This is a genomic window from Ornithinibacillus massiliensis (genome assembly GCF_018310345.1).
GTDB classification, from domain to species: Bacteria; Bacillota; Bacilli; order Bacillales; family Amphibacillaceae; genus Ornithinibacillus; species Ornithinibacillus massiliensis.
In genome coordinates this window covers 631,800-649,985 of the sequence record NZ_JAGXBY010000002.1, presented here as the reverse complement: position 1 = coordinate 649,985, position 18,186 = coordinate 631,800, and the positions used below count along the sequence as shown (strand labels likewise).

The window sequence follows — 18,186 nt, the reverse complement described above, 5'->3', positions numbered from 1 at the left end:
GTGATGTAGTTGAATATCCAAGATGTTCTAGGTAAAACGTTAACTAATAGTAAGGAGCCCGTTCAAACACTTCGCTTAGGTCAAATAGTCCAAGGCAGAATTTTGAAGCTTTATCCAAACAATAAAGCCCATATTCAACTTGGGGTGATGCAGTTAATTGCGCAGCTAGAGGCGCCATTAGAAATAGGAAATAACTATCACTTTCAGGTACAAGCATTAGGACAAGTAGCCCAGCTGAAAGTAATAGCAGAATCTCCTACTAATCCTAATAGGTCAGAGTTACCTATTATCCATTTACTACAACAGCTGGGAATAAATCCTACTAAAATAATGCAGGAATTTGTAAAGGTTCTCATGCAGGAAAAGATTCCATTTGAGAAAGGACAATTACAAAATTCTTATGTTCTATTAGAGTCTGCAAGTAATAAAGAACAGGCACAAGCTTTATTAAAAGAAATGATAGTAAGTCGTATGCCAATAAACGATTCTGTTTTTCAGGCCTTGTTTGCAAGTAAGTTTGGAAGTTTTACCAATCAACTTGAATCACTAGACTCGGTGTTACGACAGAATTTAGCTACGCAGCCAAATATAAATAATGGGTTAGTCTCCCAGATTAATCAATTAACCGGAAATACAAACCAAATACCGGTAAAACAAATTATTCCATTACTAAACAGTCCGGAATTAGTCTATGTTTTAAAAGCAAGCGGAATGATTGATCAAGATATTCCGTTTCGCATATGGAATAATCGGGTAATACAGAATGCAGACAACGGATTGATGAATTTAAATCAGCTGTTTACTACTAATACAGTAAAGGAATTACAAGCTAGCATATCCAAGCTGGAAGTAATACAACAGCATGCTTCTTCTCTATTAACTAAATGGGAGAATCTTCTTCAACAAAGTGTAACGAACAATGTTTCGATTTCTGAAGAAAATTTTACTAATTTGAAGCGAGAAGTGGAGTTAAGTACTCTTCCATTTACTTTAAAACATGGGGAATTACGTAATCACCCACAATCATTACGAGTCTTACTCCACCATTTAGCAACATTAAGTAACCAAGAAAATTATTCGAAAGTGGATTCATTTTTACATCATTTCATAAAGGAATCTTTTGTTCAACAGACGAAGACGATCTTGGAGGACATGGGAATACAGTATGAGAAAGCTATCTTGAAAGATGAAACTAATCCGAGCAATTCGTTAAAAGGAATGTTATTACAGCTTATCCAATCAAGTGATGGAACGATCCTAGAACAAGGAACCAAGCTATTACATGTTATAAATGGTATACAGCTACAATCATACAGTGAATCCGATAAAATGATTCAGGCTAATCTCTTATTACCAGGTGGTAGAATCGGCCTAGATAGTGATATTGCGTTAAACTTTGAAGGGAAGAAAACAGAAGCTGGTGAGATCAATCCTGATTATTGTCGAATTGTGTTCTTTTTGGAACTAGCAAACTTGGAACAAACGGTGATTGATATGAATATTCAAAAACGTTCAATCTCCATAACGGTATTAAACGATCAACCGATAGAAGGGATTACCCAGTCACTAAAACCGTTACTAAAGGAGGGATTAGAGAAGCTTGAGTACTATCTTTCCAATGTATCGGTTAAGCCGTTAACTAACCAAGAGAATGTGGCGAAGAATAGTAAACCAACGTACCAAACTAAACAACAAGCTTCCTACCAAGGAGTTGATTTTCGTATATGAATCAGATAAGAAAAAAGGCTGTAGCATTAAGCTATGAGCAAGATAAGAAGCACCCTCCACGAGTAAGTGCTACCGGAAAAGGATTAGTTGCGGATAATATTATTAAGATTGCTAATGAAAATCAAGTACCCATTATGGAGGATAAGACATTAGTTGAACTACTATCTGAGCTAGATATTAATGAAAAAGTTCCAGAGGAATTGTATCAGGCAGTAGCAGAAGTGTTTGCATTTATATACAGGGCTGACCAAAAGCTAGAGCAAAAAAATATTTAAAAATATTTTACGACAAAAGTTGGCTCTTTTCTTGTGCAATTTTCTGTTTTTTAATACAATAAAACTGCAGTGATTTTTGATGGGAGGACAAAGAATGAATATTCATGAGTATCAAGGGAAAGAAGTTTTACAGAGTTTTGGTGTAAAGGTTCCTAATGGATATGTTGCATATACGGTAGATGAGGCTGTAGAGGCAGCCGAAAAATTAGGTACATCCGTTACTGTAGTAAAAGCACAAATTCATGCTGGTGGACGAGGAAAAGCTGGTGGAGTGAAGGTTGCTAAGAATTTAGAGGAAGTACGTACATACGCTGAAGAAATTCTTGGTAAAACATTAGTAACTCACCAAACAGGTCCTGAAGGAAAAGAAGTTAAGCGTTTACTTATTGAAGAAGGATGTGATATTAAGAAAGAATATTACATCGGTGTTGTTCTTGACCGTGCTACCTCTCGTGTTGTAATGATGGGATCTGAAGAAGGTGGTACAGAGATTGAGGAAGTGGCAGCTGCTACTCCAGAAAAGATCTTTAAAGAAGTGATAGATCCTGTTGTTGGGCTAATGCCTTACCAAGCTCGTAGACTAGCATTTAATATGAATATTCCCGATGAATTGCTAGGGAAAGCAGTTAAATTTATGACTGGATTATACCAAGCATTTGTTGAGAAAGATTGCTCCATTGCAGAAATTAACCCACTAGTTACTACTGGTGATGGAGAGGTTTTAGCACTTGATGCTAAATTGAACTTTGATGATAACGCATTATACCGTCAAAAAGATGTGCTTGAATATCGCGATTTAGATGAAGAAGATGAAAAGGAAATTGAAGCATCCAAATATGACCTTAGTTATGTTGCGCTAGATGGTAACATTGGTTGTATGGTTAATGGTGCTGGTCTAGCTATGTCTACGATGGACATCATTAAGCATTACGGCGGAGAACCGGCTAACTTCTTAGATGTTGGGGGCGGTGCTACTGCAGAAAAGGTTACAGAAGCATTTAAGATTATTCTATCTGACAAAAATGTAAAAGGGATTTTCGTTAATATCTTCGGTGGAATCATGAAATGTGATGTAATTGCTGAAGGTGTAGTGGAAGCGACTAAACAAGTTGGATTAAATCTTCCATTAGTTGTTCGTCTTGAAGGAACGAATGTTGATTTAGGGAAGAAGATTTTAAATGAATCAGGATTGAACATTATTCCTGCAGACTCTATGGCTGATGGTGCAGAAAAAATAGTAACCTTAGTTAAAGAAGCTTAATGGATTTAAAATCTTGTATATTAATAGACTAGACTTTGGAAAGGGCGGACTATAATGAGTGTATATGTAAATAAAGATACGAAAGTAATTGTCCAGGGTATAACTGGTGGTACTGCAAGATTCCATACAAAACAAATGCTTGAATATGGTACAAAGATTGTTGGTGGAGTAACACCGAAAAAAGGTGGAACTGAAGTAGAAGGTGTACCTGTATTCAATACAGTACAAGAGGCGGTTGAAGTGACAGGTGCTACAGCTTCTGTTATTTATGTTCCTGCACCATTTGCAGCGGATGCTATTATGGAAGCGGTAGATGCTGAGCTAGACCTAGTTATTTGTATCACTGAACATATTCCAGTACTTGATATGGTTAAAGTGAAACGTTATATGGAAGGCAAGAAAACACGTTTAATTGGACCAAACTGCCCAGGGGTAATTACTGCAGATGAATCGAAAATTGGTATTATGCCTGGTTATATTCATACGAAAGGTCATATTGGTGTCGTTTCCCGTTCTGGAACATTAACGTATGAAGCTGTTCATCAATTATCACAAGCAGGTTATGGTCAAACAACTGCTGTAGGTATTGGTGGAGATCCGGTTAATGGTACAAACTTTATTGACGTATTAAAAGAATTCAATGAAGACCCTGAAACTTATGCAGTCGTCATGATTGGTGAAATCGGTGGTACTGCTGAAGAAGAAGCTGCTGAATGGGTAAAAGCGAACATGACGAAGCCAGTAGTTGGTTTCATTGGTGGAGCAACAGCACCTCCAGGAAAACGTATGGGTCATGCTGGTGCGATTATTTCTGGTGGTAAAGGTACAGCAGATGAAAAAATCAGAGTGATGAATGAATGTGGAATCGAAGTTGCAGAAACGCCTTCAGTAATTGGAGAAACAATGATTCGCGTTCTTCAAGAAAAAGGATTAGCAGAAAAGTGTAAAACACACTAATCTGTATAGCTAAAGGGGCAGGGACCTAATAAGGGATAATCAGAAATAGCCTATTGTATATCAACAAGAGGGATCTTCTGTGATTATCTACTTTGTCTCGGCCTCTTCCTTTATACAGATAGCATATAGAAGGGAAGTGACAATTTGTTACAAAATACAAGGCAAAGATTAATTCATCTCCACCGATGTCGTTATATGTCGAGAAGGAATTTACGACGTTTACTACGAATGGATCCCTCCTTAGCTTATATCTTCCTTATATCCTCAACCGAAATAAGCCATTATCTATCCATTAGAAAAAATCAAGCCGAGATACTATATCAGGATATACACAACACACAATTGATTCATGATACTTTACAGGATATAAAAGCCTATCATATCATTACGTTAATTGACGAAACCTATCCTCCCATGTTAAAAACAATTAAAGATGCACCAATCGTACTTTATTGCTATGGGGACGATACATTACTCTATAAAACTCCATCCATAAGTGTAATAGGTACTAGAAATCCTTCTTTAGATGCTATGAACAAAACAAAGTATATTATTAGTCCATTAATAAAGGATAACTGGGTCATTGTCAGTGGGATGGCTAAAGGAATTGATAGTTATGCACATCGACTGGCATTACATGAAGGGGGAAAAACGATTGCAGTATTAGGTAGTGGATTTGAGTATATCTACCCTAATGAAAATACATTCCTTTTTCAGCTGCTAGTAAAAGATGGCTTAGCCCTCTCAGAATATCCACCAAAAGTACCACCAAGAAAATTCCACTTTCCTGAAAGGAACCGAATTATTAGTGGACTAAGCTTCGCTACAGTTGTGATAGAGGCGACAGAAAGAAGTGGAACCATGATAACGGTAGATCAGGCATTAGATCAGGGAAGGGAAGTATTTGCTGTACCAGGATCACCCCATATCCCTCAATCAATTGGATGTCTGAAACTAATTCAGGAAGGGGCAACAATGGCAGTTACTTATGAAGACATTATGAGTGATTGGAGAAATAAGTCTTTCTTACGCACTAATCCAGAATGAAATTCATTCTATGTTTGACAATTATGTCGTATATATTTATTATTAGTGAGGATTTGATAATCAATTATATACTGGTAAATATACTTATTTTAATTAGGTTTAATTTGAAAATGTTGACATTTACTACATCAATTCTTACATTTAGATGTATAGCACTTTTAGGACACGAATGATTTAGGAGTAATGGTACTAGGTTTTTCGTTACCTCAGGCTAAGGAGGAAGAGAATGGCAGACTATCTCGTAATTGTAGAATCACCTGCGAAAGCGAAAACAATTGAACGATACTTAGGTAAAAAATACAAAGTAAAAGCTTCTATGGGACATGTTATTGACTTACCGAAAAGTCAGATGGGTGTCAATGTAGAAGAAGGTTATAAATTAAAATATATTACTATACGTGGTAAAGGTGATGTATTAAAAGATTTAAAAAAATCAGCTAAAAAGGCAAAAAAAATATATCTCGCAGCCGACCCGGATCGCGAAGGAGAAGCAATTGCCTGGCATCTTGCACATGCCTTGAATGTCGATGAAAATTCGAAATGTCGTGTAGTATTTAATGAAATAACAAAAGATGCCATTAAGGAATCCTTTAAAAATCCCCGCTCTATTGATATGGACTTAGTAGATGCACAGCAAGCTAGAAGAGTGCTGGATCGATTGGTCGGTTATAACATTAGCCCGTTACTATGGAAAAAAGTTAAAAAGGGATTAAGTGCTGGTCGTGTACAATCCGTAGCATTGAAGATGATTATTGACCGTGAAAATGAAATTAATGACTTTAAACCAGAAGAATATTGGTCAATTGAAGCTAGCTTCTTAAAGGATCAGGACTCATTTGAAGGAGCTTTTTACGGAATCGATGGGAAAAAATTAGAGCTTAAATCAGAGGCAGAAGTAAAAGAAGTTCTAAATAAACTAGTAGATAAACAGTTTACGATTAATACAGTGACGAAAAAGGAAAGAAGGCGAAATCCTGCCTTACCTTTTACAACTTCATCATTACAACAGGAAGCAGCAAGAAAGTTAAACTTCCGAGCTAAAAAGACGATGATGATAGCACAGCAATTGTATGAAGGTATTGATCTTGGAAAGGCTGCAGGTGGTATAACTGGTCTCATTACGTATATGCGTACCGATTCAACCCGTATTTCTGAAACAGCAAAAGGTGAAGTAAAGGAATACGTTGAGAATAAATATGGGAGTGAATATCTAGGTACTGAAAGAAAAGAAAAGAAAAGTGAAAATGCCCAGGATGCCCATGAAGCAATACGTCCCACATCAGTGATGAGAGAGCCAAACTCATTAAAGACAGTTTTATCTAGGGATCAATTACGCCTGTACAAGCTAATTTGGGAACGCTTTTTAGCAAGTCAAATGGCACCAGCTATCTTAGACACCATGTCAGTACAGTTAGTTAATAATAATGTAGAATTTCGTGCAAATGGTTCAAAGGTAAAATTTAAAGGTTTCATGAAGGTATATGTGGAAGGTACAGATGATAATAAAAAAGACGAGGATAAATTTTTACCGAATCTGGAAGAAGGAATGATTGTAGAGGCAAGTGAAATCAATCCGAACCAACATTTCACGCAACCACCACCACGCTTTACTGAAGCTAGATTAGTCAAAACGATGGAAGAGCTAGGTATTGGTAGACCTTCCACTTATGCTCCTACTCTTGATACGATTCAAAGACGAGGATATGTGACATTAGATAACAAACGATTCGTACCAACGGAACTGGGGATTATCGTTGTGGATTTATTAAAGGAATTTTTCCCGGAAATTATTGATGTGGAATTTACAGCCAAAATGGAACATGACCTTGACTCCATAGAAGAAGGAGAAGTGGAGTGGGTAAATATTATCGATGATTTCTATCATGGGTTTCAGAAGCGCTTAACAAAAGCGGAAGAGGAAATGGAAAAAATAGAAATTAAAGATGAGCCTGCTGGTATTGAATGTGAAAACTGTGGTCATGAGATGGTTTATAAAATGGGACGATACGGCAAATTCTTAGCTTGTTCGAACTTCCCAGAATGTCGAAATACAAAACCGATACTAAAAGAGATTGGCGTAACATGTCCTACTTGTAAGAAAGGTAATGTGGTAGAACGTAAATCTAAGAAACGACGTGTATTCTATGGTTGTGATCGCTTTCCGGAATGTGATTTTGTTTCTTGGGATAAGCCGATAGCAAGACCATGCCCTAAATGTGATTCACTCTTGGTAGAGAAAAGGTTGAAAAAGGAAACCCAAATTGTTTGTACAAATTGTGATTATCAAGAAAATACGCAAGGATAAAAGAGTCGCTCCTATGAGCGCCTTTTATTTTGCTTTCGTTCTGTAGTTGGCGTAAAATGTCTAATTGTGAAGAGTAAAAAAGTTCTAATTTGTATTAAATGTTTCGGTATTTTTGAAAAGGGTAAATAATAATGTGAATTTTGATTATAAATTTTTGAACAATTGGTAAAAATAGGGATAGGGTGTTTTTACATTTTTGAAGGTATCGGAAAATGTCGAAAAATTAGTTGTTACGGATTGACTATTTATAGTGAAGTCGCTATAATTATCCAGTGGTAAGCCGAACTACTTGACAGTACTAACATAAATACTTCGTTTAGTATTGCGGTTATTTCAGAATTTTGTTACAATTTTGTTAAGTTGATTGCAAAGTTAATCACATAGTGGTATATTTTTATGTGGCTGTTAAGCAAGTTTGGGGTGAGTATTTGGATTATCTTACACAACACAAACAGGCATTTACAGAGTACCTTCAAATTGAAAAAAATGCTTCGCCATACACTGTAGAATATTACAATCATGACTTAGAAGAATTTTTTGCTTTTGTAGAACGAGAAGGCTTTGAGTCCCTTCGAGAAATCGATCAGCGTGCTGTTCGTGTTTTTCTTACTGCTCTTTATGATCGACAGCTTTCAAGAAGATCTGTATCAAGAAAGATATCAAGTATACGAACTTTTTTTAAGTTTTTAGAGAGAGAGAATGTAATTGATTCAAACGCCTTTATGCTAATAAGTTTGCCGAAAGCTGCAAAGCCTATTCCGGGATTTCTCTATGAAGAGGAAATGGAAAAACTATTTGAAATAAATGATGCTAATGATCCATTAGGACAACGAAATCAAGCATTATTAGAAGCACTATACGGAACTGGGATTCGGGTGAGTGAATGTCAGAGTCTTAGATTGAAGGATATAGATTTTTCTGTTGGAACATTGCTTGTAAGAGGAAAAGGAAAGAAAGAACGATATGTTCCTTTTGGAAGCTATGCAGAAAAAGCACTTCAATTGTACATACATGACGGTAGAAAAAAGTTACTCGAAAAATCTGGTTCAAATTCCGAAGTGGTTTTTCTGAACTCAAGAGGTAATCCGATAACAACTAGAGGAATTCGATTAGTGTTGAAAAATATGATGGAAAAAGCAGCACTTACTATAAATGTACATCCACATAAATTAAGACATACCTTTGCAACACATATGTTAAATGAGGGTGCTGATTTACGAACAGTACAGGAACTCTTGGGACATGAAAGTTTATCATCTACGCAAATTTATACACATGTTACGAAGGATCATTTGCGTAATATTTACTTAAATAGTCACCCAAGGGCAAAAAAGTAAGGATGACGGAAGAGGTGATCTTTGTTGGCACAAGAAATTCATGCAACCACCATATTTGCAGTGAGACATAACGGTCATTGTGCAATGAGTGGTGATGGTCAGGTAACACTGGGGAATTCCGTTGTAATGAAACATAAAGCTAAGAAGGTTCGTAGATTGTTTAATGGTCAAGTACTAGCGGGATTTGCAGGTTCTGTCGCAGATGCGTTTACCCTTTTTGAAAAATTTGAAGGGAAATTACAGGCTTTTAATGGAAATCTGACTCGAGCTGCTGTGGAATTAGCACAAGAATGGCGCAGTGATAGAGTTTTACGTAAGTTAGAAGCTATGTTGATTGTCATGAATAAAGATAGTATGTTGTTAATCTCAGGGACTGGTGAGGTAATTGAACCAGACGATGGTATTCTAGCAATTGGTTCAGGTGGTAATTATGCACTGAGTGCTGGTAGGGCACTTGTAAACTACGCAGAGCATCTTACAGCAGCAGATATTGCACTAGCTGCAATGAAAATCGCGGGTGAGATTTGTGTGTTTACAAACGATCAAATTACGCTGGAAGTACTTGATTAAAGAGGAGGCCATGCATAATGGAGATGAACTATACTCCAAGACAGATCGTAAATCAACTAGATAATTATATTATTGGACAACAAAGTGCCAAGAAATCTGTTGCAGTTGCCCTAAGGAATCGATATCGCAGAACCTTATTAGATGAAAAACTCAAAGAAGAAATAGTCCCCAAAAACATCTTAATGATTGGCCCTACTGGGGTTGGTAAGACAGAAATTGCTAGACGTCTTGCGAAATTAGTTAGTGCCCCATTTGTGAAAGTTGAAGCAACTAAGTTTACTGAAGTTGGATATGTAGGAAGAGATGTTGAATCCATGGTCCGAGATTTAGTCGAAATGTCTTTACGAATGGTAAAGGAAGAAAAGATGAACGGAGTCATGGATAAGGCAAAAGAAGAGGCAAATAAAAAACTTGTAAAATTATTAGTGCCTCAAGTTAAGAAACAATCCACTATCTCCAATCCATTTGAAATGCTTTTTTCTAATCAAGGTAATCAAGAGGATTCAGATGAGAGTGAAAAGGATGAGGAGATTAAGAATAAACGGAGTAGAGTGGCACATCAACTTGCCATGGGGGAATTAGAAGACCATATTGTTACCATTGAAATGGAAGAAATTCCACCTTCCATGTTTGATCTATTACAAGGTTCAGGAATGGAACAAATGGGTATGAACATGCAAGATGCTCTTGGGCAATTTATGCCAAAGAAGAAGAAAAAACGTAAGCTTCCTGTTTCCGAAGCAAGAAAAGTTCTCATCCAACAGGAAGCTCAAAAGCTTGTTGATATGGAGGAAGTATCACAAGAAGCGATACAAAAGGCTGAACAGTCTGGCATTATTTTTATTGATGAGATTGATAAAGTTGCCGGAAAACAAGATAACTCTCCGAATGTATCACGAGAGGGAGTACAGCGAGACATCCTTCCGATTGTCGAAGGTTCTACTGTCGTAACGAAGCATGGTCCGGTTAAAACAGATCATATGCTATTTATAGCTGCAGGAGCTTTTCATATGGCTAAACCATCCGATTTGATTCCGGAACTGCAAGGGAGATTTCCAATTCGGGTAGAATTAGAGAAGCTTTCCGTTGAAGATTTTGTTCGTATTCTAAATGAACCTTCGAATGCTTTACTAAAACAGTATCAAGCTCTATTAAAAACAGAAGGTATAAATGTAGTATTTACAGACAAAGCTGTAAATAGAATTGCAGAAATTGCCTATCAAGTAAATCAAGATACAGATAACATTGGTGCTAGAAGACTTCATACCATACTAGAGAAGTTATTAGAGGATTTATCCTTTGAAGCACCTGATGTTTCGATGGACACGGTTGAAATAACACCAGAGTACGTCGATCAAAAACTTAGCACAATTGTTAAAAATAAAGACTTAAGTCAATTTATACTATAATAAATAAAATGGAGGAATAACTATCATGGAACTATTAGACCGCGCTAGAAAAATTAACTCAATGTTGCAAAAAGCAACAGGTAAATCAGTAAACTTTAACGACATGGCTGTATCACTAACAGAGGTAATTAAGGGGAATGTGTTCATCCTTAGTAGAAGAGGGAAATTATTAGGATATGCCATCAATCAAGAAATTGAAAATGAGCGAATGAAACAAATGCTTGAGGAAAGACAATTCCCAGAGGAATATACAGAAGGATTATTCCATATCCATGAAACAACTGCTAACCTAGATATTAATAGTCAGTACACAGTATTTCCAGTTGAGAACAGAGATCTATTCAAGGATGGCTTAACGACAATTGTACCAATTATTGGTGGTGGAGAACGTCTTGGAACATTAATCATCGGTAGATTAAAAGAATCATTTAACAATGATGATCTATTGTTAGCTGAATATGGTGCAACTGTTGTTGGAATGGAAATTCTTCATGAGAAGACAGAAGAGATTGAAATGGAAGCTAGAAGTAAAGCAGTGGTACAAATGGCAATCAGCTCTCTTTCTTATAGTGAACTAGAAGCTATTGATCATATCTTCGAAGAGCTTAACGGTAATGAAGGACTTTTAGTAGCAAGTAAAATTGCTGATCGCGTAGGAATTACAAGATCTGTTATTGTTAATGCATTAAGAAAGCTTGAAAGTGCTGGTGTAATTGAATCACGCTCACTAGGTATGAAAGGTACTTATATTAAAGTACTAAACGATAAATTCCTAGTTGAATTAGAAAAATTACGTTCTAGATAAATAGCTAAAAAGAGCTCCTGGGTGGTACCCCCAAAAGTTAGTTTTCTACTCTAACTTTTGGGATGGACCCCTAAGGTAGCTCTTTTTTATTTTCAACTTATTTGCCTCTTAAGCAGTTGACAATTAGGAAAGATATCCTCTAAACTGGCTCGTTATAATTTATCTTCTAATAATCCTTCAAGGAAAATAAGGCTAAACACCACATATTTACCAATAAATTCACATTTGTATAGATACTAAGTACTAAGTCTTTAGTATAATTAGTGTAAGATTTTTACATTTTTCACCAATCGAATTGTACTATTTAGGAAAGCGGTACCATAAATATTATCGTATTTTATAGTTAGATATACCTAGTATTACACTCCTGTTTTGCTTGTTAGACCAGAAAACTGTCGAATTTTGATAGACTTTGTATCGCATATAAATTACAATGTTCGTAGAGAAACGATTATTTGTGTCGGTCTTTAAAAAAATAGTAATCATAAGGAGGTTGCAATGATGGATTTGTTTAGTGGAACGATTAATACGTTACAACAATCACTTAACTACGCTTCGATTAAAAACCAGACAATAGCTTCCAATATTGCGAATGTGGATACTCCGAACTATAAGTCCAAGGAAGTGGTCTTTAAAGATGTACTTCAAGGTGAACTTTCCAATACGTTAACAGCTAAGCGAACAAACCCCAGACATTTACCGTTTGAACACGAGCAAAATTTATCTTATAAAATTGTTCAACGAAATAACACGTTGTATAACCATAACGGAAATAACGTGGATATTGATAAAGAGATGGCTGAACTAGCAGAAAATCAAATTTATTACCAAAGTCTAGTAGACAGAATTAACGGCAAGTTTAATAGTTTACAAACTGTAATAAAAGGAGGTAGGTAATCCATGTCTATCTTTAACGCAATGAATGCTAGCGCAAGTGCACTAACAGCACAACGCTTAAGAATGGATGTCATATCATCCAACATCGCAAATGCAAATACAACAAGAGCATCAGTAAATGAAAATGGTGCGGTAGAACCATACCGTAGGAAGATGGTAGAGGTAGAGCCTTCTGACCGTAATTTTCGTACTTTTTTAAATAAGGCAACGAATAATACCTCCAATAATCCTGCGAGTGGTGTGAAAGTGACTAGTATTGTAGAGGATGAAGAGCCATTTAAATTAGTTTACAATCCAACACATCCAGATGCTAATGAAGCTGGTTATGTACAAATGCCGAATGTCGATCCACTCAAAGAAATGGTTGATTTAATGAGTGCGACAAGATCCTATGAGGCCAATATAACCGCACTGAATGCTAGTAAAAGTATGTTGATGAAGGCTTTAGAAATTGGCAAATAAGGAGAATAGTGATGAGTTTATCGATTAATGGATTACATAATTCAACAATAAATTCAACGAATGGTAAGCAATTAATTACACCTGGAGAAGCACAAGCGAATTTCGCTAACTTGTTAAAGAATGCGATTTATAATGTCAATGAATTACAAGTAGAATCTGACAAAAAGACAGAGGCACTTGCTATGGGCCAAATCAATGACTTACATGACGTTATGATTACTGCTCAAAAAGCGAGTGTAACACTGCAAGCTACAGTTGAAATTCAACGTAAGGCAATTGATGCATATACCGAGATAATGAGAATGCAAGTATAAAAGGTATTCTATTAAAGTATATATCGGATTGACTTAATGGTCTTTTAACAAAAAATATAAAATTAATAACTAGACTTGTTATAAAGGTTTTGGTTGTTAATTTGTTTTCGAATTTGGCGGGGGAGTACATGAACAACGAAAAAATAATGAAATTAAAAGAAACGGCAAAAACTTTTTGGTCAAGCCGGTCAAAAGGTCAAAAAAGCTTAATAATTGGTTCTTCGCTTGCTGTGATTGCTTTAATAGCAGTTATTTCATTATTTGCGACGAAATCAGATTACATGCCATTGTATAAGAATTTATCGTTACAAGAGGTTGGGCAAATTAAAACGGAATTAGATGCTAGAGGAGTTCCGTATGAATTAGGCGATGGCGGTACTACTATTTCTGTTCCAAAAGAGCAAGCGGATAGTCTGTTAGTAGACTTAGCGGGTCAAGGGATTCCTAATAGTGGCAATATTGATTACTCCTTCTTTAGTGAAAATACTTCATGGGGGATAACAGATAACGAATTTAATGTGATGCACCTAGATGCGATGCAAACGGAGCTAGCGAATTTGATTACAAGAATTCAGGGGATTAATAATGCTACTGTAATGATTACCATGCCTAAGGAACCTATATTTGTTAGTGAGCAGACACAACCAACAGAAGCTGCCATCATAATAGAAACTGAACCGGGGTATCAGTTTGAAGGTAATCAGATCAAAGCATTATACCAACTAGTGTCTAAAGCAGTACCGAATCTACAACCTGAAAATATCAGCATTATGAATCAATATTCCGAGTTTTATGACATGAATAACGAAAATAGTAATGGATTCCAAGATGCATATACATATCAACAAACAGTAAAGCGTGATATCGAAAGAGATATTCAAAGAAGATTACAACAAATGCTTGGTACGATGGTTGGAATGGACAATGTCATCGTTTCTGTAACTGCTGATATTGATTTCACTCAGGAAAACAGAGTGGAAGAGATTGTTGAACCAACAGATCCTGAGAATATGGAAGGTTTACCAGTTAGTATCGAAACGATTCGTGAAACGTATTCTGGCGCTGGAGCAAATCAAGTTGGAGGAGTTGCAGGTGCTGGCGATGGAGACATCCCTGGATATGCAGGTGCTGATGCAGGTGATGATGGAGAATATGAATATATTAAGGAAACAGTTAATAATGAATTCAACCGGATTCAAAAAGAAATTATCGAAAGTCCCTATAAGGTCCGCGACTTAGGAATACAAGTTGCTGTGGACAGATTAGATTATGAAGGAAATAGATTAAACGCAGCACAAGAAGACGAAGTTAGAAATAGTATCAATGATATTTTAAATTCGATTATCGCAACATCGATTGATCCAGGATTTCAAACGGAGGATCTAGCTGATAATCCGAATGACCCTAGAACGTCAATCGTGTTTCAAGAATTTAGTGGTATGACTACTCCAACAACTGATCCTGGATTTAAGATTCCAGTCTGGATGTATGTAGTAGGTGGAGTATTACTTTTAATTATTATAATCTTAATAATTCTATTATTTAAGCGAAAGTCTAACGCAATAGCCGAGGAGAATCGTGAGGCAGCAATTGCGGTGGAGACTGTTGATACTGTTCCAGATATTGAAGTGGAAGAAGCAACAGAAACAATTCAACGTAGAAAACAATTAGAAAAAATGGCCAAAGACAAACCAGAAGAGTTTGCGAAGCTATTACGTGGATGGATAGGAGAAGATTAGGAGGTATGAAAGATGGCTAGACAACAATCGCCACTAACTGGAAAACAAAAAGCAGCAATTCTCTTAATCTCTCTCGGACCAGATGTATCCGCTCAAGTGTATAAATATTTAACAGAGGAAGAGATTGAGAGACTAAGTCTTGAAATATCATCTGTGAAAAAAGTTGATACGAACATGAAAGAGGAAGTAATAGAACAATTTCACCAAATAGTACTGGCACAGGATTATATCTCGCAAGGCGGTATCGGATATGCCAAAACAGTGTTAGAAAAAGCCTTTGGTGAGCAAGAGGCGAGCAATATAATCAACCGATTAACCTCTTCATTACAAGTGAGGCCATTTGATTTTGCAAGAAAAACGGATCCACAACAGGTATTAAATTTTATTCAAAATGAACATCCACAAACAATTGCATTAGTGTTATCTTATTTAGATCCGGAGCAAGCAGGACAAATACTATCTGCATTGCCACAGGAAATGCAAGCAGATATTGCAAGACGTATAGCGACAATGGATTCTACTTCTCCAGATATTATCAGTCAAGTCGAAGAAGTGTTAGAACGAAATATTTCTTCTTCTTTTACAGAGGATTATACACAAACTGGTGGTATCCAGTCTGTGGTGGAAGTATTAAATGGAGTAGATAGAAGCACAGAAAGAACCATTTTGGATGCGTTAGAAATTCAAGACCCTGAACTTGCTGATGAGATTAAGAAGCGTATGTTTGTATTCGAAGATATTGTTATCCTTGATAATCGTGCAATTCAGCGGGTTATCAGAGAAGTGGAAAACGAAGATTTACGCCTTGCACTGAAGGTTTCTAGTGATGAAGTAAAAGATATTGTCTTTAAAAATATGTCACAACGTATGGCAGAGACATTTAAAGAAGAAATGGAATTTATGGGTCCTGTTCGATTACGTGATGTAGAAGAGGCACAAACACGCATAGTAGCCATTATTAGAAGGCTAGAGGATATCGGTGAGATTGTTATAGCCCGTGGTGGAGGAGACGATATCATTGTCTAATACTCAACCAAGTTCCAAAAAAACGATTCAAATTATTCCAATTCAAAATAAGGTATCAGAACAAATAGTAATCAGTTCTGAAGAACAATTGCAATCCGAATTAGATCAGTTAAAAGCGGCCCAAGACCGATTAGAATTAATAAAAATACAACAAGAAGATTTAATTGCAAATACAGAGCAAGAAATTCAGTCGGCAAAAGAAGCTTGGCAACAGGAAAAACTGGAATTAATAGAGCAAGCAAGACAAGAAGGATTTCAGGCTGGCTTTGAACAAGGTAAGGTGGAGAGCCTTGAGCAATATCACCACCTTATTGAACAAGCCAATGGCATTATCGAAGCTTCCAAACTGGATTATCAGTCAACCGTTGAAAAAAGTGAAGAAACGATTCTAACACTTGCCGTACATGTCGCCAAAAAGATAATCAAGCAAGAAATAGACAAGGAACCGGATTTGTTTTTACCGATTGTAAAGGATGCTATTTCCACGATCAAAGATCAGCGTGAAGTAACCATCTATTTACATCCGGAGAATTATGAGTATATCCTATCTCAAAAAAATGAGTTGGAGAAAATATTAGAGTCAAAAGCGACCCTTTCTATTTACATAAACGAAGCATTAGAAGTTGGGAGCTGTGTGATAGAACATCCATTTGGGAAAATTGATGCAAGTATTCATACGCAATTAAGTAAAATTTACGAAGTTTTACACGAAGTACTATTGGAGCAAAAAGCATGAATATAGAAAATTACCTTAATAGGATTGAAGAAGCTGATGTATATAAGCGTTTCGGGAAGATTCACCGAGTAGTAGGAATTATGATAGAATCTGTGGGACCTGCAGCGAATATAGGAGAAGTATGTTATATTCATCCGGGTTTAAACAAAGGTAAAAAGCCAGTACTTGCAGAGGTTGTGGGATTTAATAATGAGAATATTATACTTATGCCTTACAACGAAGTTTCAGAGATTGGACCAGGGTGTTTAGTAGAGTCTACAGGAAAACCGCTTACTGTAAAAATAGGCAGAAGTTTAATAGGGAATGTCATTGATTCATTAGGGAAACCTTTAGATGGTTCAGAGCTGCCAAATGGTTTATCCAATTATTTAACGGAACAGGCACCACCAAACCCAATGTCTCGACCAACAATTAATGAACCAATTCAAGTTGGTGTAAAGGCTATTGATTCTATGCTAACTGTTGGTAGAGGTCAGCGAATAGGATTATTTGCTGGTAGTGGTGTTGGGAAAAGTACACTACTCGGTATGATTGCTAGAAATAGTAAAGCAGATATAAATGTAATTGCACTTATTGGGGAACGTGGGCGAGAGGTAAGAGAATTTATTGAAAAAGACCTTGGTCAAGAAGGGTTACATAAATCGATTGTAGTTGTTGCGACATCCGATCAGCCAGCTTTAATGCGTATTAAAGGAGCATATACAGCAACGGCGATAGCAGAGTATTTCCGCGAATTAGGTTATAACGTAAACCTCATGATGGACTCTGTAACCCGTGTAGCAATGGCTCAAAGAGAGGTTGGATTGGCAACAGGAGAACCGCCAACAACCAAAGGGTATACGCCATCGGTTTTCTCTATTTTACCAAAGCTATTAGAACGAGCTGGTACCGACAAAAATGGAGCAATAACTGCTTTTTATACCGTGCTAGTAGATGGTGATGATATGAATGAACCAATTGCTGATACAGTTCGTGGTATCTTAGATGGACACTTTGTAATGGATCGTAAGCTAGCAGAACAAGGGCAGTATCCCGCGATTAACATATTAAAATCCATTAGTAGGGTTATGAATCAAATTGTTTCCTCTGAACATCAAGAATTAGCACAAAGGGCGCGGGCGCTAGTTGCTAAGTATGAAGACAATAGAGATTTGATTCAGATTGGTGCCTATAAACGTGGTACGGATCATGAAATCGATCAAGCTATTCTATATTATCCAAAGATCATGACATTCTTAAAACAAGGTGTGTATGAAAAACTGTCGTTAGAAGAAACAATTGAAAACTTGAGAATGGTGCTTAATGGAGGTAATTGATC

General features: G+C 36.5%; 17 protein-coding genes. All 17 read left to right on the top strand.

Going from position 1 to position 18,186, the window contains the following annotated elements; genetic code table 11:
* The first annotated feature begins 9 nt into the window (after positions 1-9).
* The 17 genes from KGF86_RS07580 to fliI all read left to right on the top strand — a co-directional run bounded on the left by KGF86_RS07580 (position 10) and on the right by fliI (position 18,184).
* Complete coding sequence (locus KGF86_RS07580) at positions 10-1,728, top strand: hypothetical protein (RefSeq protein ID WP_211741493.1); 1,719 nt, start codon at positions 10-12, stop codon at positions 1,726-1,728.
* Complete coding sequence (locus tag KGF86_RS07575) at positions 1,725-2,003, top strand: EscU/YscU/HrcU family type III secretion system export apparatus switch protein (RefSeq protein WP_186868658.1); 279 nt, start codon at positions 1,725-1,727, stop codon at positions 2,001-2,003. Before KGF86_RS07580 ends, KGF86_RS07575 begins: the two co-directional genes overlap by 4 nt.
* A 94-nt stretch (positions 2,004-2,097) precedes the next feature.
* Positions 2,098-3,264, top strand: coding sequence for an ADP-forming succinate--CoA ligase subunit beta (sucC, locus tag KGF86_RS07570; protein ID WP_186868659.1), 1,167 nt, complete (start codon positions 2,098-2,100; stop codon positions 3,262-3,264).
* A gap of 54 nt (positions 3,265-3,318) precedes the next feature.
* Positions 3,319-4,221 (top strand): succinate--CoA ligase subunit alpha, encoded by a 903-nt coding sequence (gene sucD / locus KGF86_RS07565; protein ID WP_186868660.1) that lies wholly within the window; start codon positions 3,319-3,321, stop codon positions 4,219-4,221.
* Between the two features lie 195 nt (positions 4,222-4,416).
* Positions 4,417-5,268, top strand: a complete 852-nt coding sequence (gene dprA / locus KGF86_RS07560; protein ID WP_211741492.1) for a DNA-processing protein DprA — start codon at positions 4,417-4,419, stop codon at positions 5,266-5,268.
* 226 nt (positions 5,269-5,494) lie between these two features.
* Positions 5,495-7,573 (top strand): type I DNA topoisomerase, encoded by a 2,079-nt coding sequence (topA, locus tag KGF86_RS07555; protein ID WP_211741491.1) that lies wholly within the window; start codon positions 5,495-5,497, stop codon positions 7,571-7,573.
* A 428-nt stretch (positions 7,574-8,001) separates the two neighbouring features.
* Complete coding sequence (xerC, locus tag KGF86_RS07550) at positions 8,002-8,910, top strand: tyrosine recombinase XerC (RefSeq protein ID WP_186868662.1); 909 nt, start codon at positions 8,002-8,004, stop codon at positions 8,908-8,910.
* Positions 8,911-8,934: 24 nt separating this feature from the next.
* Positions 8,935-9,480 (top strand): ATP-dependent protease subunit HslV, encoded by a 546-nt coding sequence (gene hslV / locus KGF86_RS07545; protein WP_186868663.1) that lies wholly within the window; start codon positions 8,935-8,937, stop codon positions 9,478-9,480.
* Between the two features lie 17 nt (positions 9,481-9,497).
* Positions 9,498-10,889 (top strand): ATP-dependent protease ATPase subunit HslU, encoded by a 1,392-nt coding sequence (hslU, locus tag KGF86_RS07540; protein ID WP_186868664.1) that lies wholly within the window; start codon positions 9,498-9,500, stop codon positions 10,887-10,889.
* 25 nt (positions 10,890-10,914) lie between these two features.
* Positions 10,915-11,694, top strand: a complete 780-nt coding sequence (codY, locus tag KGF86_RS07535) for a GTP-sensing pleiotropic transcriptional regulator CodY (protein ID WP_186868665.1) — start codon at positions 10,915-10,917, stop codon at positions 11,692-11,694.
* A gap of 501 nt (positions 11,695-12,195) precedes the next feature.
* Positions 12,196-12,591 carry a flagellar basal body rod protein FlgB gene (flgB, locus tag KGF86_RS07530; protein WP_186868666.1) on the top strand — a complete coding sequence of 132 codons (396 nt, stop codon included), beginning with the start codon at positions 12,196-12,198 and terminating at the stop codon, positions 12,589-12,591.
* Positions 12,592-12,594: 3 nt separating this feature from the next.
* Positions 12,595-13,053, top strand: a complete 459-nt coding sequence (gene flgC, locus KGF86_RS07525) for a flagellar basal body rod protein FlgC (RefSeq protein ID WP_211741490.1) — start codon at positions 12,595-12,597, stop codon at positions 13,051-13,053.
* 11 nt (positions 13,054-13,064) lie between these two features.
* On the top strand, positions 13,065-13,367 hold the full coding sequence (gene fliE, locus KGF86_RS07520; protein WP_186868668.1) for a flagellar hook-basal body complex protein FliE: 303 nt from the start codon (positions 13,065-13,067) through the stop codon (positions 13,365-13,367).
* A gap of 128 nt (positions 13,368-13,495) precedes the next feature.
* Positions 13,496-15,106, top strand: coding sequence for a flagellar basal-body MS-ring/collar protein FliF (gene fliF, locus KGF86_RS07515; RefSeq protein WP_186868669.1), 1,611 nt, complete (start codon positions 13,496-13,498; stop codon positions 15,104-15,106).
* 12 nt (positions 15,107-15,118) lie between these two features.
* Positions 15,119-16,132, top strand: a complete 1,014-nt coding sequence (gene fliG / locus KGF86_RS07510) for a flagellar motor switch protein FliG (RefSeq protein WP_211741489.1) — start codon at positions 15,119-15,121, stop codon at positions 16,130-16,132.
* Positions 16,125-16,868, top strand: a complete 744-nt coding sequence (fliH, locus tag KGF86_RS07505) for a flagellar assembly protein FliH (protein ID WP_186868671.1) — start codon at positions 16,125-16,127, stop codon at positions 16,866-16,868. The genes fliG and fliH overlap by 8 nt, the downstream gene beginning before the upstream one ends.
* Entirely contained in the window at positions 16,865-18,184 is a 1,320-nt protein-coding gene (fliI, locus tag KGF86_RS07500) for a flagellar protein export ATPase FliI (RefSeq protein WP_186868672.1), read from the top strand. Before fliH ends, fliI begins: the two co-directional genes overlap by 4 nt.
* Positions 18,185-18,186 lie beyond the last annotated feature (2 nt).